The organism is Sinosporangium siamense, from assembly GCF_016863435.1.
Taxonomy (GTDB): Bacteria; Actinomycetota; Actinomycetes; order Streptosporangiales; family Streptosporangiaceae; genus Sinosporangium; species Sinosporangium siamense.
The window spans coordinates 70,695-95,395 of sequence record NZ_BOOW01000010.1; the positions used below are offsets into that span (position 1 = coordinate 70,695).

General features: G+C 68.7%; 23 protein-coding genes. 13 read left to right on the plus strand and 10 right to left on the minus strand.

The window, feature by feature from the left end:
- Together Ssi02_RS08670 and Ssi02_RS08675 are read right to left on the minus strand one after the other, a co-directional pair.
- Positions 1-1,119, minus strand: a complete 1,119-nt coding sequence (locus tag Ssi02_RS08670; protein ID WP_204023186.1) for a pentapeptide repeat-containing protein — start codon at positions 1,117-1,119, stop codon at positions 1-3.
- A gap of 193 nt (positions 1,120-1,312) precedes the next feature.
- Positions 1,313-2,014: a hypothetical protein gene (locus Ssi02_RS08675; RefSeq protein ID WP_204023187.1), complete on the minus strand. Its 702-nt coding sequence runs from the start codon at positions 2,012-2,014 to the stop codon at positions 1,313-1,315.
- A gap of 360 nt (positions 2,015-2,374) precedes the next feature.
- Between Ssi02_RS08675 and Ssi02_RS08680 the strand changes: the two genes are divergently transcribed.
- The gene (locus Ssi02_RS08680; RefSeq protein ID WP_204023189.1) at positions 2,375-2,794 is read left to right on the plus strand and encodes a VOC family protein; all 420 of its coding nucleotides are present in this window, start codon (positions 2,375-2,377) and stop codon (positions 2,792-2,794) included.
- A gap of 233 nt (positions 2,795-3,027) precedes the next feature.
- Here Ssi02_RS08680 and Ssi02_RS08685 read toward each other — a convergent pair whose 3' ends face one another.
- Positions 3,028-3,750, minus strand: a complete 723-nt coding sequence (locus Ssi02_RS08685) for a CPBP family intramembrane glutamic endopeptidase (protein WP_204023190.1) — start codon at positions 3,748-3,750, stop codon at positions 3,028-3,030.
- 61 nt (positions 3,751-3,811) lie between these two features.
- On the opposite strand from Ssi02_RS08685, the gene Ssi02_RS08690 reads away from it, so the two are divergent.
- The gene (locus Ssi02_RS08690) at positions 3,812-4,399 is read left to right on the plus strand and encodes a TetR/AcrR family transcriptional regulator (RefSeq protein ID WP_204023191.1); all 588 of its coding nucleotides are present in this window, start codon (positions 3,812-3,814) and stop codon (positions 4,397-4,399) included.
- 344 nt (positions 4,400-4,743) lie between these two features.
- On the opposite strand, the gene Ssi02_RS08695 is transcribed toward Ssi02_RS08690, so the two are convergent.
- Positions 4,744-5,694, minus strand: coding sequence for a helix-turn-helix transcriptional regulator (locus Ssi02_RS08695; protein ID WP_204023599.1), 951 nt, complete (start codon positions 5,692-5,694; stop codon positions 4,744-4,746).
- Positions 5,695-5,946: 252 nt separating this feature from the next.
- Here Ssi02_RS08695 and Ssi02_RS08700 point away from each other — a divergent pair, with 252 nt between their 5' ends.
- Genes Ssi02_RS08700 through Ssi02_RS08725 form a run of 6 tightly spaced genes read left to right on the plus strand, consistent with a single transcriptional unit; the run spans position 5,947 to position 12,592 of the window.
- Complete coding sequence (locus tag Ssi02_RS08700; RefSeq protein ID WP_204023199.1) at positions 5,947-7,752, plus strand: ABC transporter substrate-binding protein; 1,806 nt, start codon at positions 5,947-5,949, stop codon at positions 7,750-7,752.
- A 10-nt stretch (positions 7,753-7,762) separates the two neighbouring features.
- A complete protein-coding gene (locus Ssi02_RS08705) occupies positions 7,763-8,773 on the plus strand; it encodes an ABC transporter permease (protein WP_204023202.1) in 1,011 nt (336 codons plus the stop codon).
- Positions 8,770-9,681, plus strand: coding sequence for an ABC transporter permease (locus Ssi02_RS08710; RefSeq protein WP_239128725.1), 912 nt, complete (start codon positions 8,770-8,772; stop codon positions 9,679-9,681). Before Ssi02_RS08705 ends, Ssi02_RS08710 begins: the two co-directional genes overlap by 4 nt.
- A gap of 3 nt (positions 9,682-9,684) precedes the next feature.
- Entirely contained in the window at positions 9,685-10,722 is a 1,038-nt protein-coding gene (locus Ssi02_RS08715; RefSeq protein ID WP_239128726.1) for an ABC transporter ATP-binding protein, read from the plus strand.
- Positions 10,719-11,729: an ABC transporter ATP-binding protein gene (locus Ssi02_RS08720; protein ID WP_204023204.1), complete on the plus strand. Its 1,011-nt coding sequence runs from the start codon at positions 10,719-10,721 to the stop codon at positions 11,727-11,729. The genes Ssi02_RS08715 and Ssi02_RS08720 overlap by 4 nt, the downstream gene beginning before the upstream one ends.
- Positions 11,726-12,592 (plus strand): GNAT family N-acetyltransferase, encoded by an 867-nt coding sequence (locus Ssi02_RS08725; RefSeq protein ID WP_239128727.1) that lies wholly within the window; start codon positions 11,726-11,728, stop codon positions 12,590-12,592. The genes Ssi02_RS08720 and Ssi02_RS08725 overlap by 4 nt, the downstream gene beginning before the upstream one ends.
- Before the next feature lie 74 nt (positions 12,593-12,666).
- On the opposite strand, the gene Ssi02_RS08730 is transcribed toward Ssi02_RS08725, so the two are convergent.
- Complete coding sequence (locus Ssi02_RS08730; protein ID WP_204023207.1) at positions 12,667-13,845, minus strand: exo-beta-N-acetylmuramidase NamZ family protein; 1,179 nt, start codon at positions 13,843-13,845, stop codon at positions 12,667-12,669.
- A gap of 67 nt (positions 13,846-13,912) precedes the next feature.
- On the opposite strand from Ssi02_RS08730, the gene murQ reads away from it, so the two are divergent.
- From murQ to Ssi02_RS39765, 4 genes are all read left to right on the plus strand, one after another.
- The gene (gene murQ / locus Ssi02_RS08735) at positions 13,913-14,830 is read left to right on the plus strand and encodes an N-acetylmuramic acid 6-phosphate etherase (RefSeq protein ID WP_204023220.1); all 918 of its coding nucleotides are present in this window, start codon (positions 13,913-13,915) and stop codon (positions 14,828-14,830) included.
- A 127-nt stretch (positions 14,831-14,957) separates the two neighbouring features.
- Positions 14,958-16,055 carry a serine hydrolase domain-containing protein gene (locus tag Ssi02_RS08740; RefSeq protein ID WP_239128728.1) on the plus strand — a complete coding sequence of 366 codons (1,098 nt, stop codon included), beginning with the start codon at positions 14,958-14,960 and terminating at the stop codon, positions 16,053-16,055.
- 624 nt (positions 16,056-16,679) lie between these two features.
- Positions 16,680-17,135 (plus strand): cytochrome P450, encoded by a 456-nt coding sequence (locus tag Ssi02_RS08745; protein ID WP_204023227.1) that lies wholly within the window; start codon positions 16,680-16,682, stop codon positions 17,133-17,135.
- Positions 17,036-17,269 (plus strand): cytochrome P450, encoded by a 234-nt coding sequence (locus Ssi02_RS39765; protein WP_373870106.1) that lies wholly within the window; start codon positions 17,036-17,038, stop codon positions 17,267-17,269. The genes Ssi02_RS08745 and Ssi02_RS39765 overlap by 100 nt, the downstream gene beginning before the upstream one ends.
- A 167-nt stretch (positions 17,270-17,436) precedes the next feature.
- Here the strand turns inward: Ssi02_RS39765 and Ssi02_RS08750 are convergent, their stop codons facing one another.
- From Ssi02_RS08750 to Ssi02_RS08760, 3 genes are read right to left on the minus strand one after another with little or no spacing between them, the layout of a single operon-like run.
- A complete protein-coding gene (locus tag Ssi02_RS08750; protein ID WP_204023239.1) occupies positions 17,437-18,471 on the minus strand; it encodes a FecCD family ABC transporter permease in 1,035 nt (344 codons plus the stop codon).
- Entirely contained in the window at positions 18,468-19,538 is a 1,071-nt protein-coding gene (locus Ssi02_RS08755) for a FecCD family ABC transporter permease (RefSeq protein WP_239128729.1), read from the minus strand. The genes Ssi02_RS08750 and Ssi02_RS08755 overlap by 4 nt, the downstream gene beginning before the upstream one ends.
- Positions 19,539-19,553: 15 nt before the next feature.
- Positions 19,554-20,612 carry an iron-siderophore ABC transporter substrate-binding protein gene (locus Ssi02_RS08760; protein WP_204023242.1) on the minus strand — a complete coding sequence of 353 codons (1,059 nt, stop codon included), beginning with the start codon at positions 20,610-20,612 and terminating at the stop codon, positions 19,554-19,556.
- A gap of 141 nt (positions 20,613-20,753) precedes the next feature.
- Here Ssi02_RS08760 and Ssi02_RS08765 point away from each other — a divergent pair, with 141 nt between their 5' ends.
- Entirely contained in the window at positions 20,754-20,993 is a 240-nt protein-coding gene (locus Ssi02_RS08765; protein ID WP_204023245.1) for a hypothetical protein, read from the plus strand.
- A gap of 51 nt (positions 20,994-21,044) precedes the next feature.
- Here the strand turns inward: Ssi02_RS08765 and Ssi02_RS08770 are convergent, their stop codons facing one another.
- Together Ssi02_RS08770 and Ssi02_RS08775 are read right to left on the minus strand one after the other, a co-directional pair.
- Positions 21,045-22,436, minus strand: a complete 1,392-nt coding sequence (locus Ssi02_RS08770) for a family 2B encapsulin nanocompartment shell protein (RefSeq protein ID WP_204023248.1) — start codon at positions 22,434-22,436, stop codon at positions 21,045-21,047.
- A 3-nt stretch (positions 22,437-22,439) separates the two neighbouring features.
- A complete protein-coding gene (locus Ssi02_RS08775; RefSeq protein ID WP_204023251.1) occupies positions 22,440-24,695 on the minus strand; it encodes a terpene synthase family protein in 2,256 nt (751 codons plus the stop codon).
- Positions 24,696-24,701: the final 6 nt, after the last annotated feature.

The following is a 24,701-nucleotide window of genomic DNA, read 5'->3' on the forward strand; positions in this document are numbered from 1 at the left end:
TCAGCGCAATTTCGGATCGGAGAACCGGGTGGCGTCGTCGACGATGGCGCCACCTAGCTCGGTCTTGGTGAGGCCGCGCACGTAGCGGAGGTCAGCCCCCTTCAGGTTCGTGCCGTTCATGCTGACGCCGGTCAGGTTGGCCTCCCGGAGATTCGCGCCGGACAGATCGGCCGAGGACAGCGACGAGCCGGAGAGATCCGCGTTGTGCAGGTCGGCGTTCCGGAGCCGGGCGCCGAAGAGGTTGGCCTCCGACAGGTCGGCGCTTGAGAGGTCGGCGTTGTCGAGGATGGTGGCGATCAGGGTGGCCTTGAGGAGGCCCCCGGTCAGATTCGCCTTCCTCAGGTCGGCGTGGGAGAGGTTGGCGTCTCGCAGGTTCGTGCTGGTCAGGTCGGCATTGGTGAGATTTGTATTGGTGAGATTGGCGCCGGACAGGTCGGCGCGAGTGAGGTCGGTTTCGCTGAGGTCGCTGGCGGACAGATTGCTTTTTGCGAGGTCGGAGTACGCAAGCCGCGCACGACTGAGGTCCAGGTTGGACAGGTCGGCCCGGGGGAACCGCACGGTGGAAAAGTCCGGACGGTCCTTGGTGGTTTTGGACAGGGAGACTGCGCTGTTGAGCGCGGCCATCACATCGGTGTCCGGGCGGATGGGGCGTTTCGGTATGAGGATTTCCTTCTGGTCATCTGTCTTCGTGGTTTCGGGCTCCGGGAAATCCCGATGCTGGACGTAAGCGCAAAGGACCTCCTGGATGGTTTCCGCATCCCGCTCGGAGTCTTTGGCTGTGCGGGTGAGTGCGTAGATGCCGCCGATCCTGGTCTCGATGGTCTTTGAGCCGAGTTGCTCGACGGCTCTGGTGTAACGGTCGGTGATCTGCGCCTCAAGTGCGGCGTCGAGGGTGCGGTTGCCGGTTTCCAGGGCGCGGGCGGTGTAGGTGAGTCCGTCGTGGGTGAAATAGATGCCGGCGAGGATGCCAATGGATGTTATGGTCTGCCAGATTCGCTCCCATAGGGGGTTGGGGGGCGCGTTGGTCCCTTCCGTGGGAGGGGGGCCGTTTCGTGAGGCTTGTCTGGACCTTCGACCTAATCGACGTAAGGCGCTTGAAGAGGCCCTCTCTGGAGGCATGCTTTTAGCGTATATGTCAGGTGGCTCAGTGGGCGGCCGAATTGTTTCACGGCGTTCGGCTACCCACGCCTATGGCCTCCCCCGTCCTCGCCGTGGCCTGCTTTGTCGTTGTATACGGTGAAATCCAAGGTGCAAAATGCGCGCTTGATCATTGCCGAGGGCGGCGAGGTCGACCTGATCGCCGAGGTTGCTCCTAGTGCGTGACGAAGTGGCCGGCACGGCCCGCGCATGTGATGCGTGCCTTCATAGGGCTCAGGGCTATCTTCGAGGGAAGCACGGGTTTTGAGGAGAGGGTGACACACCACTGGTGCCCGGCATAGTCCGCGGCTTTCTGCCACACCGAGAGCCCGGCCGGGCTGCCGTCGCTGCGCCGTACCACCATTCGCTCGATGCACAACATGCTCCACTGCCTGGGAACTTGTGCATTGGGGATGAAGCGCTGCCCGTCCGACGGGAGACACTTGCCGAGCTTATATCTGGGCGATCCGCCCACCGAGTATTCCTTGGCCCTGGCCGCGAGGGGTGTGGGAAAGGCGGCCAAGGTGATGTCCTCGGAGCGGGGAAAGCTGTTGAGGGTGCCGGTGGAGACGTTACGCACCTCTTCGCCTTTGCGTCCCATGGCCGCGAGCACTTCTGGGCTTGACACCCAGAATCGGTTGCCGTCCTCCAGGTAGTAGACGGCGTGATCGCCGAGTTCTCTGACAAGGGTGCCGTTTTTGGGGATGTTGGAGATCTTGGAAAGTGATCTTGGGGGCACTATGTGGATGTTGTTCGGGCCATATCCCAGTGCGGCCAGGTCCTCCACCCTGGTTATCCAGAGTTTTCCGCCGTTCACCAGTTGGAACACCGCTGGGTTGCCCTGCTCCTGCACCGCGGAGTTATCCGGGATCATCATGTTGCCGATTTGAATGCCATCCGCTGCGGCGGACGGCTTGCCGATGGCAATGGTTGTGCTCAGGGAAAGCAGCAGAATTGTGGCTATTCTGCCTACCTTTATGGTCGATGCCACAAGTGACTCACATTTAGGTGCGACGGCGGGGGGCAAGATCGCACATCTTCGCATGTGGCAAGCCATAGAGCAAAGCTCAAGAGAGTCCCCCAAAGGGAGCCGCCTGCCTATGGGGGTGCCGTGTCCGGTGGTGATGCCTCGGGGGGTGTCGTCTGCTGCGATGCAGGTCCTGATGAGGGGAGCAGACCGGCCCTCCGGGGTGTGGCGTGCGTGGTTATGTCGGTGGGGTCTCGTAGGGTGCCGCGCATGGGGTACGACATCCAGATCTGCATCGACGCAAAAGACCCACACGTGCTTGCCGACTGGTGGGCCGACGCCCTCGGATGGGAGGTCGAGCCACAGGACGAGGATTTCATCCGAGACATGGTCACCAAGGGCCACGCCTCCGCCGAGGAGACCGTGACCTACAACGGGAAGCTCCGCTGGAAGGCCGGCGTGGCCATCAGCAGGCCCGGTTCCCCGCGCGTCCTGTTCCAGGCGGTCCCCGAGCCCAAGACCGTCAAAAACCGCGTCCACCTCGACGTCAGGGTGGGCCCGGACAACATCGACTCCGAGGTGGCCCGCCTCGTCGCCAAGGGGGCCACGGTCCTCCACAAGGGACAGCAGGGCCCCTACTGGTGGGTGACCATCACCGACCCCGAGGGCAACGAGCTCTGCATCTCTTAGCGCCCGGCTTGCCGTGTGGGGTTCGCCCGACGAGAGCGAACTCGCCCTCTACGACAGCCGTCTCTAACTCGGCCCACCCCTGATCCCCCCGCTGCCGTAGACGTTGTGCCAGGAGGCTTTCACGGTGCGGTCGGCGGGAGTTCGTAGACCCTGCCGGGTGCCGCCGCCTCAGGCCCCCGAGTGCCCTTGGCCGGCGGTCGTCGCGAGCCGTGTCGGCCGGTGCCGCCGCCTCGTCAGGCGGCTTCGGCGGCGAAGGCCAGGACGACCAGGATTCCGTTGCTCACAGCGTGGGCCAGGATCGGCACCCAGAGGTTCCGGTGGCGGTGCAGGAGCCAGGCGAAGAGCAGGCCGGCGAAGAGCGCGCTGATGGTGTTGAAGACGCGGGGCAGGTGGACCACGGCGAAGAATCCCGCCGACAGGATGATGGCGGCGAGGGCGGGGAGCCGTGCGGCCAGCCCGTTGTAGAAGACACCGCGGTAGAGGACTTCTTCGTAGAAGGGGGAGAGGATGGCTCCGAAGGTGAACGCGAAGGCGAATTGCGCCGCCAGGCTTCCAGAGGGGTAACCGCCTTCACCTCCGCCCCCTTCGAGGAGGGCGGTTGGCAGCATCACAAGCAGGCCGAGGGTCAGTGCGGCCTTGGCCAGCCCCCAGCCGATCGCGGCGCCGACTTGACCGCGCTTCGGACGGGTCAGCATGAGAGGTCGCCTGATCGCGCCGAACCGGTGCCGGACGATCGCGAGGCCCACTGCCACCTGTGTGCCGTTGATCAGAGCCCAGGCGAAGCTCGATGAGGCCATCTCGGACATCCCCAGACGCGCGGGCCCCTGAGCGATGAAGTCCGCCACCGACGAGTTGGCCAGGCCGATCCCGACGAGGAAGACGAGGGCCATGTCGGCGTAGCCGAAGCGAGGAACGCTGCATGTAGGACTGGTGTCACCCAGGGGCGAACTGCTCATGTCGCTGAAATTACATAACTGACCTATATCGGTCAAATGACCGAACATCTAGGATCGACCTATGCCAAAGGTTGTGGATCACGCGGAGCGGCGGCGGCAGCTCGGCGCTGCCGCTTGCGTCGTGCTGGGACGTGCGGGATCCGCTGGAATGACCGTTCGTGCCGTCGCGAGTGAGGCCGGGATGGCTCTCGCGACCGCCCAGCACTACCTTCCGACCCGTGAGCGCATGGTCCGTGCCGCGATCGACCATCTGGCGGACCGGGTGGTGCAGCGGGCGCGCACGATCCCCACTGATTCGATCACTCTGGACGTCATACGGCGGGCGGTGTGGCAACTTGTCCCGCTGGACGAGGAGCGGGTCTTCGAGGCGCGCGTCTGGCTGACCCTTACAGCTGAGGCATTGGTCGACGAGCAGGTCGCGGCGATCCTGGCGGAAAGTGAAGCCGAACTTCGGGCCAACCTTGAGCGATTGCTCCGTCTCGGTAAGGCGGGAGGCGGCATCGGCTCCCAGGTGAACCCGCGAACTGAGGCCGCCGCGTTGACCACGCTGATGGACGGCATAACGGTGCGCATCCTGACCACGGCCCTGAGCCCGGCCGCCGCCCGCGACGAAGTCGACCGCCATCTCACTCGGCTCACACCGGCATGACCTGTGCACGCCGACGCTCGCCTTGGCTGGAGCGGGGTCGGGTCGGCCAATGTGCCTGGGTGGTCTCCTCGCTGTGGTCACGGCTCAAGCCGGTCGCGTAGGGCGGGAAGACCGAGCCCTCCTCCAGATATCCATCCCATTACGCCGGGAGGTCCTCGACGAGCCGGCCGTCGTGGAAATAGGGGAGGTCGTGCAGGCCGTCGATCTCCCACAGCCGACTAGAGGCCCGTGGGTCAGGTGGAACATCGCCCGCGCCCTAGCCTGCACGGCGGCCTTCGCCTGCCTGTGCTGGGCCCTCCTGTCCGCCTGACACCGATGACGCCGGCCGCCCACGGTGACCGTGATCAAGGTGTTGGGGCGGCTCTGCCGTAGCGGTCGGCGAGGAAGCGTACGTAGGTGATCAGTTCGGGCGGTGACAGCACCTCGAAGTCCACGTCGAGCATGCCGACCACCGTGGCCAGGAGGTTGACCGTGTCGCCGCGGATGGTGATCTCGCATGTGGTGTCGTCGACGGCCCGCACGGTGCCGTCGATGTGCCCGGCGATCTGGGCGGCGGGGGCGTGGACGAGGATGCGGGCCTCCAGGGGCCATATGTCCGTCCCCAGGCGCCGCTTGAGGTAGACGGCGACGTCGCCGTCCGGGGGGTCGCGGGGTTCGAACCGGGGGCCGGGCGGGGTGCGGGGGCGGATGCGGTCGACGCGGAAGGTGCGCCAGTTGTCGCGGTCGGTGTCCCAGGCCACCAGATACCACCGGCGGCCCCAGGAGACCATCCGATGGGGTTCGACCCGGCGGAGGCTCTCCTCTCCCCCGTGGCCTGTGTAGTCGAAACGCAGGGTTTCGGTGTTGCGGCAGGCCGAGGCCAGGGCCGTGAGGACGGCGGGGTCGACGTGTGGGCCTTCGGCGGCGATGGTCACGGTTGAGGAGTGGAGGGCGTCGATGCGGTGGCGGAGACGGGACGGGAGGACCTGTTCGAGTTTGGCCAGCGCCAGGGCGGAGCTCTCGTCGATGCCCTTCACCGTGCCCGCGGCGGCCATGCGCAGGCCGAGGGCCACGGCGACGACCTCGTCGTCGGAGAGGAGCAGCGGGGGCATGGCCGCCCCGGAGCCGAGGCGGTAGCCGCCGAGGCTGCCGGGGGTGGCGTGGACGGGGTAGCCGAGGTTGCGGAGGCGGTCGACGTCGCGGCGGACGGTGCGGGCGGCGACGCCGAGGCGCTCGGCGAGCTCGGGGCCGGACCACTCGCGTCGCATCTGAAGCAGGGAGAGCAGACGCAGCAGACGTGCCGAGGTCTCCACGATCTCCTCCGGTTCCTCCGAGGCGGACCCTTTCGTATATCTATTAGTACACCCGATCGCGGTCAGGATCTGTCCGCTTCAACGGCACATCCCCTTCCTACCAGGGGCTATCGGGGAACCCAGGGTGTACGTGAAGGAAAGTTGCAGAACACTCACAGCTCATGGAGATTATTGACGCGGAGTCGGAAGCGCCCATAAGGTCCGGGGCAAGTCCCCCTTTCACATCCCAGAGATAGACCCCCCACGGAGCGGTCCATGAAGCGTCTTGCAGCGGTTGCGGCGTTGCTCGGTCTTGCCGCGATGACGGCATGTAGCGGCGGCGGAAACACCGGGAACTCATCAGGCGGCGGCGTCTATACGACGATCGACGCCCTGAAGCCAGGTCTCGATGTCAACGCGCCGATCAACCCCTACAACCCCAAGGGCAACGCGTTCCGGGGCTACAACTCGATGTGGCTTGGCTGGACCAAGAACCACATGACCGACCCCAACCAGTTCTATCCGGGCATCGCCGCGAGCTGGGACATCGCTCCCGACCAGTCGTCGATCACCCTCAAGCTGCACCCGAACAACAAGTGGTCCGACGGCAAGCCGGTCACCGCCGAGGACGTGCGGGTGTCGATCGGCCTGGCCTACACGCAGGGCGGCACGGCTTACGCCCTCGACCCGAAGGCCGCGGGGGCGGCGTCGGACATCGAAGTGATCGACCCGCAGACCATTAAGATCACGCAGGCCGCGGACAACCCGAGTGTGACGTTCGTGCGCGGCATCATGGAGACGATCATCGTCCCCGCGCACATCTGGGGCAGCCTGCTGCCCGCCGATTTCTGGGACAAGGTGAAGACCGCCCGCACCGACGGCCCCGAGGCCGAGGCGGCGCGGAAGACCATTACGGACCTCGCGCCCAAGGTGCTGGCCTTCGGGCCGAAGGAGGACGTGTCGGCCGGGCCGTTCAAGCTTGAGCGGATGAACCCCGGCGAGGCGCTGCTGGTCAAGAACAAGAACTTCTACAACGCCGCCAAGGTCGCTCCCGACCAGGTGAAGATCCTCAACTACAACGGCAACGAGCAGGTCTGGGGTTACCTCACCGCCGGCAAGCTGGACAATTCGCCGTTCACCGCCGTCCCCGCGGACGTGATGAAGCGCATCGCCGCCGCCCCTGGCAACGCCGTGGTGCGGGGCTACTCCCCCGTCGGCAACTCCCTGGCGTTCAACCAGTCCAAGAAGCCCTACGACAACGTGCATGTACGGCGGGGCCTGGCTCACCTGATCAACCGTGAGCAGGTGACCAAGGTCGCCTCGCCCGAGGGCGGCACGGCCTCGGTGACGACCTCCGGCATGCACCAGAAGCCGGCGGCCGAGTGGCTGGGCGCCGCCGGTCTCAACTCGCTTGAGCCGTACAAGGGCGGCGCGGCGAAGGCCGAGGAGGAGTTCAAGAAGGCCGGCCTGAAGAAGGTCGACGGCAAGTGGAACCTCGCCGACGGCAAGCCGTGGAAGCTCACCATCAACGTGCCGGCGCCCTTCTCCGACTGGCTGGCCGGCGCCAAGGCCGTGACGAGCCAGCTCAACGACGCCGGTGTGGCGGCCGAGGTGGTCACGACCGCGGACTACCCGCTCTACCTGGAGGAGCTCGCCGCCGGGAAGTACGACGTGGGGATGTGGCTGGTGGCTCTCGGGCCCGCGCCGTACAACATCTACCAGCGGCTTTACGGCACTCAGAACGGCTGGCAGCTCCTCGCGGGGCAGCTTAAGCACGTTCCGGCGGGCAAGGAGGGCAACTGGATGGGCGGCCCGGAGACCATCGAGGTCGACGGGGAGAAGATCAACCCGGGTGAGCTGACGCACAAGCTCAACTCGGTGACCGGCGAGGAGCAGAAGAAGATCATCTCGCAGCTCGCCAAGGCCGCCAACCAGGACCTCCCGGTCATCCAGCTCTGGGACTACGTGAACACCCAGTTCGTCAACACCAACCGCTTCACCGGGTTCCCCGAGAACGAGAGCGACATGCTTCGCCTCACTTCCGGGGTCTGGATCCAGCTCGGTCTGGTCAAGAAGAAGTAAGTAGTCGCTTATGACGGTTATCGCACGCCGACTCGCGGGCCACCTGGCCCGCGGGCTCGTCATGGTCCTGGTGGTCACGACGATCAGCTTCGTGATCATCCGCAACATCCCCGGCGACCCCATCGCGGCCCGCTACGAGAAGCTGATCGAGCAGGGCATGTCGCCGGACCAGGCCGAGCGCGCCACGGCGGTGCTCTACGGCTTCATGCCCAAGGGCACCCTCTGGCAGCAATACGTCGACTACATGACGGGGCTCTTCACCCTGGACCTCGGCGAGTCGCTCATGACGCCCGGCGCGCAGGTGACCGACGTGCTCTTCGAGGCCACCAAGTGGACCGTGCTGCCGGTGCTGGTGGGCACGCTGCTGAGCTTCCTGATCGGCGTGATGATGGGCGTCTACGCGGCGATCAAGCGGTCCGGCAAGCTGGGCGACGTGCTCGCGGTGTCGGGCTCGCTGCTCCACGGCATCCCCCAATATGTGCTGGCGCTGCTGCTCGGGGCACTGTTCACGACGCTGATCCCGATCCTGCCGTCCGGCGGCACGGCGGACATCATGTTCGAACCCGGGTTCAACCTGGACTACATCGGATCGCTCATCGAGCACGCCACGCTGCCGGTGCTGACCTACGCGCTGGCGAGCTACGGCGGGTGGATCCTCGCGATGAAGTCCAGCGTGGTGACCGTCCTCGGCGACGACTTCATCCTCGCCGCCGAGCTGCGCGGCATGAAGCGGGGCATCATCTTCCGCTACATCGCCCGCAACGCGATCCTGCCGCTCTTCACGATCCTCGCGCTCTCGCTCGGGCTGCTCTTCGGCGGCGCCATCTTCATCGAGCGCATCTTCAACTATCCGGGTCTCGGCCTGATGCTGATCGACAGCATCACCAACCGTGACTTCGCGCTCATGGGTGGCGCGTTCCTGCTGATCACGGTGGCGATCATCATCGCGAACATCGTGGCGGACATGCTCTACACCGTGATCGACCCCCGGGTGCGTTCCGGCGAGGAGGTGGCCCGATGAGTGACATGAACCCGGCCGTGGCCCTCCCGGGCAACACCCGGGCCACCCTGCGGCGCAACTTCTGGCGCGGCGTGTGGCGTGTGCTCAAGCGCAAGCCGAGCCGCATGGCGGGCGCGATCATCGTGCTGGCATTCGCCTTCATGGGCGTCTTCGGGCCGATGTTCTACCCTGACCAGCTCCCGCGCGACGACAACGCGCTCTACGCGCCGCCGAGCTGGGCGCACCCCTTCGGCACCGACTTCGAGGGCACCGACGTGCTCGCGCTCGTCATCACCGGATCGCAATACGTGCTGCTCACCGGACTTGTCACGGCGGTCATCACGATCGTGCTGGGCACCGGCATCGGGCTGTTCGCCGGTTTCCGCCGGGGCCGCTGGGACAGCGTGCTCATGCGGATCACCGACATGAAGCTCACCATTCCCGGCCTGCCGCTGCTGCTGGTGCTGTCCACGATCTGGAAGTTCAGCAGCGCGTGGGAGATGGGCCTCGTGCTGGGGCTGCTCGGCTGGGGCGGCGTCGCCCGCGCCGTGCGCTCGCAGACGTTGTCGCTTCGCGAGCGGGGCTTCATCGAGGCGGCGCGCGGGCTCGGCCTGTCGACGACGCACATCATCGGCCGCGAGCTGCTGCCCAGCATGGCGCCGTTCATCGCGATGAACATGCTGATCGCGGTGACGGGCGCCGTCTACGCGCAGGTGGGCCTGTTCTTCCTCGGTGTGCTGCCGTTCGAGGCCAACAACTGGGGTGTGATGCTCAACCTGGCCGTGTTCGGCGGCGGGGCGCTCACGACCACGGCGGCTCTGCCGTACCTCTTGGCGCCGCTGCTGGCGATCCTGCTGCTCACACTGGGCATCGTGCTGGTGGTGGACGCGATGGACGAGATCTTCAACCCCCGGCTGCGGGAGGAGTAGGCGGTGACTGTGGAAACCATGCCCAAGGCCGTGCCGCCGGTGCCGTCCAAGACCGCGCCGGGGGTGCGGGTCGGCGGACTGTCGGTGGTCTACAAGACCTCGGCCGGCGAGCTTCCCGCGATCGCCGGGATCAACCTGGACCTCGTGCCGGGCACGATCACCGGTGTGGTGGGCGAGTCCGGTTCGGGCAAGTCCACGCTGGCGTTGTCGCTGCTCAACGCGGTGCAGCCGCCCGGGCGGATCGCGGCCGGCTCGGTCGAGATCGACGGTCTCGGCGATGTCGTGGCGCTCAGGGGCGAGGACCTGCGCAAGGCCCGCGGCCGGCACATCGGCTACGTGTTCCAGGCCGCTCAGAACTCCCTCAACCCCCTCAAGACGGTCGGCAAGCAGCTGCTTGACCTCGGCCGTTCCCACGGCGTCTCCGACCTGCGCGCACTGGTCAGGGAGGCCAAGGAGCTGCTCGGCCGCATGGGCATGGACGGCGCGCGGGTGCTCGACTCGCACCAGCACGAGCTGTCCGGCGGTATGCGCCAGCGGGTCGGCATCATGCTCGCGCTCGTCCTCAACGCCCACCTGGTGGTGCTCGACGAGCCGACCACGGCCCTCGACATGATCACGCAGGCCACGATCCTGCGCATCATCCGCGAGGTGCACGAGGAGCGCGGCCTCACCACGCTCGTCATCACCCACGACCTCGGTGTGGTGGCGGAGGTGGCCGACCGGCTCGCCGTGATGTACGGCGGACGCATCGTCGAGCAGGGCCCGACCCGCGAGGTGCTGGGCGGCCCGCGCCATCCCTACACACGCGGCCTGCTGCGCGCGATCCCGCGCCTGGTGGGCGACATCGACGAGGCCAGGGCGCTGCCGGGCCGGCCGCCGACCCTCGGCACCGTGCCGCGGGAGGGGTGCGTGTTCCGCGAGCGGTGCCCGCTGCGCATGGACGTGTGCGACACGGTCGAACCCCTCGCGATCGCGGACGGGCCACGCATCGTCGCGTGCCACGCCGTCGACGCCGCAGCCGCGAAGGAGACCAAGGCATGATCACCGGTACGGGCATCACCAAGACCTACAAGCAGCGCGGCAACGTGCTCAGCGGACGTGAGGTCAAGGCGCTGCGGGGCGTCGACTTCTCCATAGAGAAGGGCGGGGCCGTCTCGTTCATCGGCGAGTCCGGCTGCGGGAAGACCACCCTCGGCCGCATCATCGCCGGTCTGGAGACCCACGACGGCGGCGAGATCGTCATCGACGGCGTCCCGATGTCGTCGCTCAAGCCTCGCAAGCGCGAGCCGTACTTCCGGCGCATCCAGCTCATCCACCAGGACCCCTACTCCGCGCTCAACCCGACGCGCACCGTCCACCAGACGCTGGCCGCGCCGCTCGCGCTGCGCGCCAGGCGGACCGGCAGGCCCGGATCGTGGATGGACGAGCGGGCCGAGGAGTTGCTGGCCCTGGTGGGGCTCGACCCGGGTTATGTGCTGCCGCGCTATCCGCACCAGTTGTCGGGCGGCATGCGCCAGCGGGTCGTCATCGCCCGCGCGCTCACCGTCGACCCGGAGATGCTCGTGGCCGACGAGGCCACCTCGATGATCGACGTGTCGCTGCGCCTCGGCATCCTGTCGCTTCTGAAAGACCTGCGGGAACGGCTGGGCGTGAGCGTGTTGTTCATCACGCACGACGTGGCGACCGCGCGCTACATCGGCGAGGGCGGCGACCTCTACGTCATCTACCGCGGCCAGGTGGTCGAACGCGGCCAGGTCGAGACGATCATCGAGAACCCGGTCCATCCGTACACCCAGTCGCTGCTGTCGGCGATCCCGGTGCTGCACGGCTTGGAGAAGCCCGGTGAGCAGCCGGTCGTGCCGACTGCGGCGCTCGACGAGAGCAAGACCGACGACGGCTGCCTTTTCGCCCGCCGCTGCCCCTTCAGCACCGACCGCTGCGCGTCTGAGGTCCCTTCGCTCGCCGTCACAGGCGCGTTCCCGCAGGAGCACTCCTGCTTCTACCCCGAGCGCCGCAGCGTCGTCGCGACGCCGCTGGAGGCTGCGTGAAGATCCGTACGGCGGAGCCCGAGGATATGGCCGCGCTGCGCGCGGTCGCGGACGCGGCGCTGACGTTCGACTCGGGCGCCGCCCTGGTCGACCGGCTCGCCGCGCCGCCCGCGGGCCGCCGGTGGGCCGTGCTCGCGGCCGACGACCTGTCCGGGCTGGTCATGACCTCGATCTCCGATCGCGACCCGTCGATCGGCCATATCGACCTGCTCGCCGTACGTCCCGATGTGCAGGGATCCGGGCGGGGACGGGCGCTGGTGGAGACGGCGCAGGACTGGCTGCGCGGCGAAGGGGCGACGGTGGCGAAGTTCGCCGGCAACCCGCCGTGCTACGCGTGGCCGGGCGTCGACGTGCGTCACACGCCCGCCGCCTGCCTCGCCGAGCGGCTCGGCTACACCCTTGAGCGCACCGCCTGGAACATGACGGCCGATCTCGCGACGGCCGACCTGTCGACCGCCGGCGACGTCGCCCGCCTCGCCGCGGCGGGCGTCACCGTCGCCGCCGCCCCCGCCGGGGAGCGTGACAGGGTGGCGGACTTCGTCCGCGAGCAGTGGAACGAGACCTGGGCGTGGGAGTCGGTCAACGCCGCGGGGCTGCACTACGCCGTGCGGGACGACGGGCAGATCCTCGGCTTCGCGGCGTGGGGTTCGCGGCCCGCGTGGTTCGGCCCGATGGGCACCGCTCCGGCGGCGCGTGGGCTGGGTGCCGGACGTGTGCTGCTGCGACGCTGCCTGTCGGAGATGCGGGACGCCGGGCTCGGGGCCGCGGAGATCGGCTGGGTGGGACCGCTGCGGTTCTACTCGCGGACCGTCGGCGCGCGGACCGAGCGGGTCTTCTGGCTCTACCGGCGCGAGCTCGGCTGACGGCTGTGGTCTGGATGTCGGGGGACCTCCAACCGCGCGGGTGCGGCGTCTGCCGCACCCGGCTGGCGCGTGTCTCAGGCGTAGAGCAGCGTGCCGTCCCCGGCCCAGCCCCTTGGGTGGGCGGGCGGCGGGCACAGGTCGCCGGCGGCGCCCCCGGCCTCCACGCTGCGGCGCAGGTCCGCCGAACCCCACAGCAGGTCCACGAAGTGGGACGCGCCGCTGGTGATCTCCTCGGCTCCCTGCCAGGTGAACCTCTCCGGGGCGAGCCGGTGGGCCAGATGCAGCATCGCGGCGCCCGTGAGCACCGGGCGGAACACCTCCGGGTCGGTGACGTGCACCTGGACGCCTCGCACCGGCGTCCCCGCGTGCTTGTGGAACGCGGGGGTGAACCAGGTGTCGCGGAAGCGCACCCCCGGCAGGTCCATCGCGTTCAGGCAGCCCGCGAAGCGCTCGTCGAGCCACGGCGCGCCGACCAGCTCGAACGGCTTGGTCGTGCCGCGCCCTTCGGACAGGTTGGTCCCCTCGAACAGGGCGGTGCCCGGGTAGACGAGGGCGGTGTCCGGGGTGGGCATGTTCACCGAGGGCATCACCCACGGCAGGCCGTCCGTGCCGTCGTGGCGCCGCCAGCCCTCCAGTTCCACCACGTGAAGGTCGGCGCCGAGGTCGCGGTTCACATATCCGGCCAGCTCACCTGCCGTGAGGCCGTGCCGTACCGGGATCGGCGCGCGGCCGACGAAGCTCGCGTGGCCGGGGTCGAGCAGCGGGCCCTCGGCGATCGTGCCGCCGAGGGGGTTCGGGCGGTCGAGTACGGCGAAGCGCAGGCCGAGCCGGGCCGCGGACTCCATGAGGTCGTACATCGTCCAGACGTAGGTGTAGAAGCGGGTGCCCACGTCGGCGATGTCGAACAGCAGCGTGTCCACCCGGGCGGACGCCACCAGCGCGTCGAGGGCCGGCCCTTCCTTGAGGTAGGCGTCGAAGACCGGCAGTCCCGTCGCCGGGTCAAAGCCGCCAGGGTCGTCAGCGCCGTTAGGTCCGCCGGACTCGCCGAAGCCGGCTTGTGCCGTACCCCGCAGGCCGTGCTCGGGGCTGAACAGCGCGGTCAGCGGAAGCCCTGCGGCCAGGAGCGCCGCCGGGCCCGGTGTCAGGTCGGGAAGGACACCGGTGGGGTTGGTGATGAGCCCGATCCTGCTGCTTCCCGCGAGCAGGGTGGGCTTGGCGACAAGTCGTTCAAGTCCGGTACGCACGAGTGACATGACACCACAGTTCGAAGATAATTTGCACAAGACCCTCCTTCGATGAAAATTACCGACATGGAAAGCCATGACTGACTCACTAGCCGAACTCGCCACCGAGCAGAGCGACCCCCGCTACAGCGGGATCGACCAGCTCACCACCGAGCAGATGGCCCGGCTGATGAACTCCGCCGACAGCGCGGTGCCCACAGCCGTCGCCGAAGCCATCCCGGCGCTCTCCGCCGCGATCGACGGCGTCGTCGACCGCATGAAACGCGGCGGCCGCCTCATCTATGTGGGCGCCGGCACCTCCGGCCGCCTCGCCATCCTCGACGCCTCCGAATGCCCGCCGACCTTCGGCACCGACCCTGAGACGGTGCAGGGCGTCATCGCCGGCGGCCACGCCGCGATCACGCGCTCCGTCGAAGGGGCCGAGGACGACGCCGGGGCCGGCGCGGGCGCCGTCGCCGACCGCGAGGTCGGGCCGCTCGACACCGTCGTCGGCATCTCCGCCAGCGGACGCGCGCCTTACGTGATCGGCGCCCTCGGCGAGGCCGAGCGGCGCGGCGCCCTCACCGTGGGCGTCTCGTGCAACACCGGAACACCCCTGTCGGCCGCCGCGCGGCACGCCGTCGAAGTCATCGTCGGACCTGAGGTCGTCACCGGCTCCACCCGTCTCAAGGCGGGCACGGCGCAGAAGCTCGTGCTCAACATGATCTCGACCATCACGATGATCAGGCTGGGCCGCACGTACGGCAACAGCATGATCGAGGTCTCTCCGGTGAACTCCAAGCTCACCGACCGGGCCACCCGCCTGGTCAGCCAGATCACCGGTGTTGACCGCGCCATCGCCAGGCCCGCCCTGGAGGCGGCGGACTGGCAGGTCAAGACGGCTGTGGTGATGATTCAGCGCGGTCTGGACGTCCCGTCCGCCCGCGATCTCCTCGCCGAGCACGACGACCGGCTCGACGCGGTTTTGCTGCCTGTGGAGGCCAGAGGCGCCTGACGGGGAACGCCGGGTCCTTCGCCGACGACGCCGAAGGCCGGCCCGGTCATCGCCTGAAATAACGCATATCCGTGCAGCACGGTGTATTAATCATCAGACACCACTCAACAACCACAATGAGGGCAAGTTGACCGACGGCACCCCACGGGACTCGACACACTCCGCCGTATTGTCGGCTCTGCTGGCCGACGCCGTACCCGATGTGTGTTCGGCGGCGGTGGCGCTGATCGCCGTCGAGGGCGAGATCGTGGCCTCCGCCGCCGCCGGGGAGGTCGTGCGCTTCGCGGGAGCGTCGGAGGACCTCCTGCCCGTGCGCCCCGCCGCCGGTCGTGACGCGATCTTCGACCTGGCCTCGGTCACCAAGCTCTTCACCACCGTCGTGGTGCTCTCCCTGGTGGACGAAGGACGCCTCACGCTCGACGCCCCCGTCTCCACATGGCTGCTCAACGACTACGGCGGCCACCCGGACACCACGCTGCGCCACCTCCTCACCCACACCGCAGGTCTCCCGCCCAGCCGCCGCGCGGACCTGGAGATCCCCGGGGAAGGCCCGCGCGTGCACACCGCCCGCCTCGACCGGGTGCTCACCACTGCGCCGATCCACCCTCTCGGCGAGCAGCACCTTTACTCCGACGTGGGCATGGTCACCGTCGGCCGCATCGCGGAGATCGCCGGGAAAGCCCCGCTCGACGACCTCGTCCGCACCCGGATCAGCCGCCCCCTCGGCCTCGGCGACACCGTGTACCGCCCGAGCGCCTTCCTCCTCTCGCGCATCGTGGCCACGGAACACAAGATCGAGCGCGCCGGAAGCGGCTGTGTGCGCGGCGAGGTGCACGACGAGACCGCCTACGGCCTGGGCGGCGTCGCCGGCCACGCCGGCCTCTTCAGCACCGCCGACGACCTCCTCACCTTCGCCGAGGTCCTGCGCCGCGGCGGAGCCCCCCTGCTCCGCCCGGAAACCCACGCCGACATGGTCCGCGACCAGGGCGCCGAAGGCGCGCCCTACCGCCAGGGCCTCGGCGTCCGCCTGGGCGACCCGGCCATCGTCGGCCCCCTCACCACCGCCTACGGCCACTCGGGCTTCACGGGCACATCTGTCGTCATCGACCCCTCGCGCGGCATCACGGTGGTCCTGTTGACAAACAACGTCCACCCCCTGCGCGGCCGCCCGGGCATCCGCGAACTCCGCCACGCTCTCGCGGCAGAGGCTCTGCGCTTGTCGTGACTCCCTTCGAACGGCTCGGCCCGGGTCGCAACCCGCGGGACCTGAAGGTGGAGCGGGCAGCGCCGCCACCCACGTGTTCCGCCTCGGACACCACGCGGAGTGTCGCCAGGGTGCGGTGTAATGCGCTGCGGATATCCGGGGTTATGGGGGCGCCATGAGATTTAGCCTGCGGAACTACAATCGTGGCGCGGGGAAATGCGCGATCTCGGTGAGCGTTGATTCTCAGGAGGGGATCTCGATGTCGCAGGATTTCGTGGCTCGGCGGGTTGAGAGCTGTCGTCTCGAGGTGAGATAGGCGACGCGGTGACGACCGGTGAATCGGAGCGGTTCTTAGCCGAGCCGGCCGCGCTGCGGCCGGTGGGGGCCGGGAGCGGCAGGTGCCGGCCACGCTGGTGGAGCGGACCGGGCTGCTGCGCGAGACGATTCAGCGGATATGGGCGCGGGAGTTGCTTTCCTGGGAGGTGACCGCCGTCTATGTGCGGGCCTGTGAAGGCGACACAAGCGATTGGCTGAGCAGGTGGGAGAGGGCCGCCGAGGAACGTGGCCGGTGGAGGGCCGGCTGCGTGGCCAAGATGGCCTCCACAAAAATTCGGCGCGGGCGCCACGCCGGAGAAAGCCGAGACCGTGCACCACGCGGTGCCGGTCTTCGCCGAGGGCGTGATGCTGCTGTCCCAGCTTCCCGCGTCCGCGCAGCGGCTCCCGCTGCCGTTCATCCGGCGTTTCCACGCGGCCATCCGCGACCTCCAGCAGATCCTGGACGAGGGCATCGCGCACAGGCAGGCGCATCCCAGGGAGGACGGCAACTCCCTGATCGACTTTCTGCTCTCGGCCCGCGACGGCGAGACCGGGACGTCGATGGACACCCGGCAGATTCGCCACGAGTCCATCGGCATCTTCACCGCCGGGGTCAACTCGACCAGCGCTGTGCTCGCCATCCCGACGTCTATCCCGACCCGCTCTCCTTCGATCCGGACCGGTGGCTGCCCGAACGGGCTAGACCTCTCCCGATCGGGGCACTACACGACTTCGGCCTTGGCCGCCACCGCTGCATCGGTGAACACTTCGCCTGGGCGGAACTGATGATCGCCGCCGCGGTGGTGGTGTCGCGATGGAGATTGCGCCACAGCCCCGGTCACGACGCGGCGGCCGTCCGGGAGATGTTCAGTGCCCACCCTTACCCCGGCGGATTGACCATGACCCCTGCCCGGCGGTAGCAGCCGAAGAACTCGGGCAGGGCCGCCGCGCGGCGGCGAACGCGACTTGCCGCCGGGGAGTGGTGACGGCATGCCATACCGGGCTCGGCGTGCGACGCGGAAGCGGAGGCGAGGCGTCACGTCATGGCGAGCAGCGCCTGCCGCCCCGCCCGCCCTGCGGTGAGGGGTCAGCGCCGGTTCAGTCGCACCAGCAGCCACAGCAGGTAGGGGCCGCCCACGACGCCGGTGACGACGCCGGCGGGCAGCAGCACCCCGGGGATGGCGAACTGCGCGGCGAGGTCGGAGGAGAGCAGCAGCACTGCGCCGATCAGCGCCGACGGCAGCAGGGCGGGGGATCCGGGGCCGGCGATCCGCCGCGCGATGGGGGCGCTGACGAGGGCCACGAACGGCAGGGGCCCGACGACCGCGACCGCGGAGGCGCCGAGACCGACCGCCGCGGCGAGCAGCCACAGGCGGGAGCGGTCGACGGGGACGCCGAGCCCGGCGGCGGGTTCGTCGCCGAGTTCGAGGATCGCGAGGCGCCTGGCCAGGGCGACGGTGAGGGGGAGCAGCAGCGCGGCGCAGATCAGCAGGGGGACGAGGACGGCCCAGTCGGCGCGCCCGAGACCGCCGTTGATCCAGACGAAGAGCTGGGTCGCCTCCAGGAGGTCGGTGACGGTGAGGAGATAGGATGTGATGCCGGTGAACACGGCGGCCATGCCGATGCCGACGAGGATCAGCCGCTGTGTCGCGCCCTTGCCCCGCCAGGCGATCAGGTAGACGAGCAGCGCCCCGCCGAGGCCACCGGCGAGCACGATGAGCATGAACGGCAGGCCGCTGAGGCCGAAGACGACGAGCGCCAGCACACCCGCGGCACCGGCGCTCTGGTTGATGCCGATGATGTCCGGGCTCGCGAGGGGGTTGCGCATCGTCGACTGGAAGATCGCGCCCGACAGGCCGAGGCACAAGCCGGCGACGACGGCGGTGAGGATGCGGGGCAACCGCAGTTCGAACACCACGAACCGCGCCACGTTGTCCGCTCGGCCCAGCACGACGTCGACGACCTCGGGCAGGGTGACGGCCGCCTTGCCGAGGCCCATGCCGTACACCATGAGGGCGGCGGTGAGCGAGAAGAGCACGACGCTGATCGTGGTGTCCCGCAGAGTCGCCCGCCTGCGTGTCGTGCGCAGCGCCTTGGCGTGGGTCAGGTAGGCGCTCTTCACAGCTTCACCGCCTTGCGCGGCCGGACGACGGCGATGAACAGGGGGGCTCCGACCAGCGCCGTGACGATGCCGACCAGGAGTTCGCCGGGGCGGGCCACGACGCGCCCGCCCACGTCGCACAGGAGCAGCAGACTGGGCGCGCCGAGGGCGGAGAACGGAATGATCAACCGGTAGCTCGTTCCCACGAAGTGGCGTACGGCATGGGGCACGAGTAGCCCGATGAACGCGATGGGGCCGACCGCCGCGGTCGCTCCTCCGCAGAGCAGCACGACGCAGACGGCGGCGAGCACGCGGGTGAGCCCGACACGCTGGCCGAGGCCGCGGGCGACGTCCTCGCCGAGGGCCAGATTGTTGAGCGCGCGGCCGATGGCCAGGGCGAGCACCAGTCCGGCGGCCATGGCCGGGAGGGTCTGCCACAACACGCCGAGGTCGCGGGCCGAGAGCGAGCCGACCTGCCAGAACCTCATCGTGTCCATGGCGGTGCGGCTGGTCAGCAGCGCGGCGCTCACGAGCGAGGTGAGCACGGCGGCGGTGGCCGTTCCTGACAAGGCGAGTTTGACGGGCGTGGCCCCCTCCCGCCCGCCGGCCGCGATCGCGTAGACGAGCACGCTGACCATCGCGGCCCCGGCGAAGGCGAACCAGACATAGCCCCCGGGCTGGGTGACGCCGAAGACGGTGATGCCGAGGACGACGAACAGCGAGGCCCCGGCGTTGACCCCGAGGAGGCCGGGCTCGGCGATCGGGTTGCGGGTGAGGCCCTGCATCACGGCCCCGGCGACGGCGAAGGCCGCGCCGGCGATCAGGCCGAGCAGGGTGCGGGGCAGACGTTTCCCGACGACGACCATGTGGTCGGGGTCGCTCGGGTTGTAATTCGTGAGCGCCTCCCAAACCTTGGCCGGGGGCAGCGGATTGGCCCCCACCGCGAGGCTGAGCAGGCTCGACACGGCGAGCATGACGAGGAGGACGGCAAGCCAGAAAAGAACGCGGCGCGTGCCGCCGACCGGGCCCTGGCGTTTGCGGGACGCCTTCGGGCTCGGCCGGGGAGGTGCCGCCTGCGGCGGGGTCACAGGGTGGGGCCTGGGTTACGCGCCGGCCTTCTCGGCCACGGCGGCGAGTTCCGGGACGTACTTGTCGAGCATCCACGGGATGGCCAGCACGGTCGGGGCGCTGCTCGCCATGACGTAGGACTCGCCGACGATCGGCGCGAGGCGCTTCTCCTTGATCAGCGGGAGGGAGGCGACGAGCGGGTCCTTGAGGAAGGCGTCGGCGTCCTTCTGGGTCGAGAAGTACATGATCAGCAGGTCGGCCTTGATCTTGCTGAGGTTCTCGAAGCTGAGCTGGTAGTAGAAGGTGCCCTCGTCCGGTTTGGCGTCGAGCTCCTTGACGCTCGGGCTCACGGTCATGCCGAGCTGCGCGACCAGGTCCACCCGCGGGTCGACGGCCCGGTAGACGTTGAGCTGGTCGGCGACGTTGGAGGCGCCGTACAGGAAGGTCTTGCCCTTGAGCACCGGGTGCGCCGCGCCGAGCTTGTTGATCTTGTCGACCGTCTGGTCGTGCAGCGCCTTGGCCTCGGTGGTCTTGCCGAGCGCCTTGCCGACGATGTCGATCTGCTCCTGCCAGGACGACTGCCAGGGCTTCTGGGGATATGACACGGTCGGCGCGAGCTGGTTGAGCTTGTCGTGCTCTTCCTTGGTGATCGCGGAGTAGGGCGCGAGCACGAGGTCCGGTTTGGCGGCGATGATCTCCTCGATGGGCAGATCGAACGACTCGTTGGTCGTGAGCAGCGTGGGCGGCGTGCCGCCGAGCTCCTTGATCTTGTCCGCCGTCCACGGCAGGATGCCCTCGGCGTTGCCGCCGTATTTGAAGGTCGGCATCGCGACCGGCATCACGCCGAGCGCCAGCACGGCGTCCTGGGCCGACCAGCCCCAGGCCACGATCCGCTCGGGCTTCTTCTGGATGACCACGTCGCCGTGCGCCGTCGGGATCGTGACGGGGAAGGCCCCGCCCGCCGCGGCGGGGGCGTTCGAGGCGCTGCTCGACGTTTCCTTGGCCTCGCCGGCACATGCCGTGAGCGACAGAGCGGCGAGCGCGGCGACCGCCGCGAACACGACCCGGGATCGGGATCGGACGGCAGCGAGCATGAGGCCTCCAGGAGCGAGGTAGTGCGGTAAGGCAAGGCTTACCTTAGCCTGCCCCTGTCGGTGATGCGTGTAGGGGTATGTCGAGTCGACTTTCCGCTGGGTAGCGTGGAAAGCGCAGAAGCCCCGCCCGAGGAGACCGCCGTGACGGAGAACTCCGCATCACTCCCCCCTCCCGACGTGACACACGACCCCGTGGAGCAGGCTCACGAACATGTCGTCGAACAGGTCAGGGACATCACACGCGGCGACAAGACCGTGATCGAGGCACCCGCGGCGTTCGGCCCCGGCAGGATCGACACGGGCCTGCGCAGGCTGATCCCGATCACCTACGACATCGTCCTCCACGAACAGCAGCCGGAGGAGAGCGGCGAGGACAAATAGCCCGGCCCGGACCGATGCGCGCATCGGCCGGGCCGGTCGGTACGGCACCGCCTACGTGACGTCCACATCCGTGAGGACACCGAGGGCGTCGGGCACCAGCACGGCGGCGGACTGATAGGCCGAGACGAGGTAGGACGTGATGCCCTTGTCGTCGACCCCCGTGAACCGGACCGACACGCCGCTCTCGTACTCGTCGGCGAGACCGGTGCGGCGCAGGCCGATCACCCCCTGGTCGGCCTCGCCGGTCCGCATGACCATGATCGAGGTGAGACCGGCGGGGCTGATCGGGATCTTGTCGCACGGCAGGATCGGCACACCCCGCCAGGCGTTCACCGTGGCCCCCTCGAACTCCGCGGTGTCGAAGTAGAGCCGCGCCCTGTTGCATTGGCGGGCGAAGGCGGCGATCGCCTCCGGGTGGGCCACGAAGAAGCGGGACTTTCTTCTGCGGCAGAGGAGCTCGTCCAGGTCCTCCGGCGTCGGCGGGCCTGTCGACGTCGTGATGCGCTGCTTGACGTCGACGTTGTTCAGCAGGCCGAAATCGGGGTTGTTGACGATCTCGTGCTCCTGCCGTTCGCGCAGGGCCTCGACGGTGAGACGGAGCTGCTGCTCGGTCTGGTCCATCGGCTCGTTGTAGAGGTCGGCCACACGCGTGTGGACCCGCAGGATGGTCTGCGTGACGCCGAGGGAGTATTCCCGAGGTTTCACCTCGTAGTCCACGAACGTGCCGGGAAGCGCCGCCTCCCCGGCATGTCCGGACGACAGGGCGATCTCCGCCTCCCCGTGCCTCGTCTGCCGGGCGCCGGCGTGCTCCGCCGCCGCCCGCAGATGCTCACGCAGCGCCGGCGACCGGCCGGCCAGCTCGGTGAGCGTCTCCAGCGGGAGGCTCAGCACCGTGCACGCGGTCAGCGCCGTCGCGGTGAACCGCCACCGGCCCGGACTGTCCGCCGCGGCGAGGTTCTCCGCGCCGAGGTGGTCGCCTCCCGACAAGACGCCAAGCCGCCTGGCTGTGCCGTACTCGCCGACGGTGGTCATGCCGACGCGGCCGTGTGCGACGACGATGACGTGGTCCGCGGCGGCGCCCTCGACGGCGATCACCGTGCCGGCCGGGTGCTCGGACCGCACGAACCTGCCGGCCAGTGCGCCGAGCACCGCCAGGTCGCCGACAGCGCCGAGGCCGGGGAGTTCACGCAGGGTGGGAGGGAGGATCTCCACCCTCTGACCCGCGGACACAAAGGTGATCTGACCCGATCCGGGGCGGTGGGTGAGCCGCCGGTTCACCCGGTAGGTGCCGCCGGGCACCTCCACCCACGGCAGTGCCCGCAGCAGATAGCGCGAGGTGACGCCCTGCATCTGCGGCACGGACTTGGTCGTGGTCGCGAGGTTGCGCGCGGCGGCGGTGCCCAGGCTGAGCACCGCGGCCTCGGTGTTCATGGCTTCGGTCATCGGTTACACCGCCGAGCCGAACATCGTGGCGATCCGCGCGGCGGAGGTGCCGAGGCCGGTCGGGCCGAGCACGAGGCCGGGAGGGGCCGCCGGGGGCGCGTGCCCGCTGCGGTAGGTCGCGATCAGCTCCGCCTCGGGGTAGCGCCGGCACTCCCGATGCCAGACCTCGATGGCAGCGTTCCAGTCACGCATCTTGGCGACGTAGTCGAGGAGTGACTCCCTGGCCGCCGCGTCTAGCTCCATCTCCTCGAAGAGCACCGGCAACTCGCCCTCGGCGAGGTGCTCGAACTGCCGCATGCGCGAGTTGATCAGGTCGACGACGATGCCGACCGCCTGCTCCTTGCCGCAGTTGAAGAAGTCCTGCACCACGAGCACGCAGTTGTGCAGCTCCCCTTCGAACTCGATCTCCTTCTGATAGGAGAAGACGTCGTTCATCAGGGCGGAGTAGTCGGAGCTCGCGTTGTCCAGCCCCATGATCGTGCGGGTCTGGTAGATCTCCGGCGGCAGCGTGTCGCCGTGGCGCAGCCGTTGCAGCGCCTTGGTCAGCGGCGAGCCGAAGGTCCTGCGGCGCATCTCGACGTAGTCGACCGGATCGGGGATGCGGTTCTGGATGTGGTTGCCGATCTCCCACAGCCAGCTTTCCGTCATGTCCGTCACGGCGTCCCGGAACAGCTCCCGCCCGGCGGGCGGCAGTGGCTCGGCGGTGTCCCGCCACAGGTCGCCCAGGCCGCGTTCGACCGCGTTGGCCGGCTCCGGCGTCGGGCCGAGGTCCAGGGGCATGAACTCCTCAAGCCGCCGGTTGGCCAGCTTGGCGGCGTTGAGGTCGCGGGGGAAGACCCGGGGGTAGAAGTCGTCGGCGTAGGTGCCCCAGGTGAGCCACTTCGCCGACTTGATCAGTTCCTCCGGAGCCGCGTCGGGATCGATTCCCGCCGCGCAGAGCGCGAAGTCGAACCCCTTGTTCTGCGCCGCCGTCCACAACGCCGGGCCCGGCAGGCCCGGGATCGGGGCGTGGAAGCCCATCCGCTCCGACCAGTCGAGGCTCTCCTTGCGGGCGGTGTCGAGATGCGGGTTCACCCGCGCCTTCACCGGCAGGTAGAACTCGGGCACCTCCACCGGCCCCACCGGAGTGAAGGGCACATGGGAGTGGCTGCGCGGACCGCCCGGCGCGGTCAGGCCCGGAAGCAGGCGCAGTTGAGCCGCCGCCGTGCCGAGCCCGGTCGGACCGCCGAGCACCGGCACGAAGACAGGAGGGGATAACTCAGCCTCGCTGTTCATATAGCGGCTGGACCGCATATGCCACTCGTGCCCGCCGGACTGCCAGTCCTGCATGCCCTTCACGTAGGCGAGCACGGCCAGCCGCTCCGGCAGATCCAGCCCGTGATCGTCGAACAACGCCGGCAACTCGGTGAACACGGTGTTCTCGAACTGGTGCAACCGCGAGGTGAGCAGGTCGTTGACGGCGTCGGCGGACCGCTGGGTGTCGTATCCGAAGAACTTCTCGAAGACGAGCACCCCGTTGCTCAGCTCACCCTCGTCCATGACCTCCCGCTCGTAGGAGAAGAGGTCGTTGCGCAGGTGGATCGCGTCGGCGAAGGCGTCGCGCAACACCCGCAGCGGCCGGGTGCCGGACACCCGGTCCGGCACCGGAGCGCCGACGGCGTGCTCGATGAGGTTCGCCGACCAGGGCGCGCCGCCGACCCGGCGCCGCATCTCGATGTATTCGAGGGGGTTGGCGATCCGGTCGGCCTTGATGTTGACAAGCTCCCACATGGACTCGTCGAGTAGGTTCTTGGTGCTTTCGGTGAACCTGATCCGCCAGTCCATCGGCATGCCGGGCACCGTACGCCGCCACAGATCGGCCAGCCCCCGCTCCACCGGGTTGGTGGGCTCGGGCATGGTCGCGATCTCGTGATCGTGCAGAGGCATGTACGCCGGGAGCCGGTCGAGGTGTTCCTTGCCGGCGGCGATGTCCTTGCCGCGTTTGAAGACTTCCAGGAAATGGTCGTCGAAGTAGAACACCCAGACGTACCAGTCGGTGATGAGATTCAGCTCGTCCGCCGAGCAGTCGGGGTGGGTGTAGGCGCACAGCAGCCCGTAGTCGTGGGCCTCCAGGTCCGCCAGGTCCCAGACCGCGGGGTCGGGGTCGAGCATGCCCATCGCGCGGGCCCACTCCCGGGTGTGGGCGCGGGCCACCTCAAGATTCGGGTTCAGTCTGGCCGGATACGGCACATAGAAGTCGGGCAGCTTGAAGGGTTGCATCCTCGT

Coding starts and splice junctions, on each gene's coding strand:
- Ssi02_RS08670 (WP_204023186.1), bottom strand. CDS start 1,119: ATGCCTCCAGAGAGGGCCTCTTCAAGCGCCTTACGTCGATTAGGTCGA.
- Ssi02_RS08675 (WP_204023187.1), bottom strand. CDS start 2,014: ATGATGATCCCGGATAACTCCGCGGTGCAGGAGCAGGGCAACCCAGCG.
- Ssi02_RS08680 (WP_204023189.1), top strand. CDS start 2,375: ATGGGGTACGACATCCAGATCTGCATCGACGCAAAAGACCCACACGTG.
- Ssi02_RS08685 (WP_204023190.1), bottom strand. CDS start 3,750: ATGAGCAGTTCGCCCCTGGGTGACACCAGTCCTACATGCAGCGTTCCT.
- Ssi02_RS08690 (WP_204023191.1), top strand. CDS start 3,812: ATGCCAAAGGTTGTGGATCACGCGGAGCGGCGGCGGCAGCTCGGCGCT.
- Ssi02_RS08700 (WP_204023199.1), top strand. CDS start 5,947: ATGAAGCGTCTTGCAGCGGTTGCGGCGTTGCTCGGTCTTGCCGCGATG.
- Ssi02_RS08705 (WP_204023202.1), top strand. CDS start 7,763: ATGACGGTTATCGCACGCCGACTCGCGGGCCACCTGGCCCGCGGGCTC.
- Ssi02_RS08710 (WP_239128725.1), top strand. CDS start 8,770: ATGAGTGACATGAACCCGGCCGTGGCCCTCCCGGGCAACACCCGGGCC.
- Ssi02_RS08720 (WP_204023204.1), top strand. CDS start 10,719: ATGATCACCGGTACGGGCATCACCAAGACCTACAAGCAGCGCGGCAAC.
- Ssi02_RS08730 (WP_204023207.1), bottom strand. CDS start 13,845: ATGTCACTCGTGCGTACCGGACTTGAACGACTTGTCGCCAAGCCCACC.
- murQ (WP_204023220.1), top strand. CDS start 13,913: ATGACTGACTCACTAGCCGAACTCGCCACCGAGCAGAGCGACCCCCGC.
- Ssi02_RS08760 (WP_204023242.1), bottom strand. CDS start 20,612: ATGCTCGCTGCCGTCCGATCCCGATCCCGGGTCGTGTTCGCGGCGGTC.
- Ssi02_RS08770 (WP_204023248.1), bottom strand. CDS start 22,436: ATGACCGAAGCCATGAACACCGAGGCCGCGGTGCTCAGCCTGGGCACC.
- Ssi02_RS08775 (WP_204023251.1), bottom strand. CDS start 24,695: ATGCAACCCTTCAAGCTGCCCGACTTCTATGTGCCGTATCCGGCCAGA.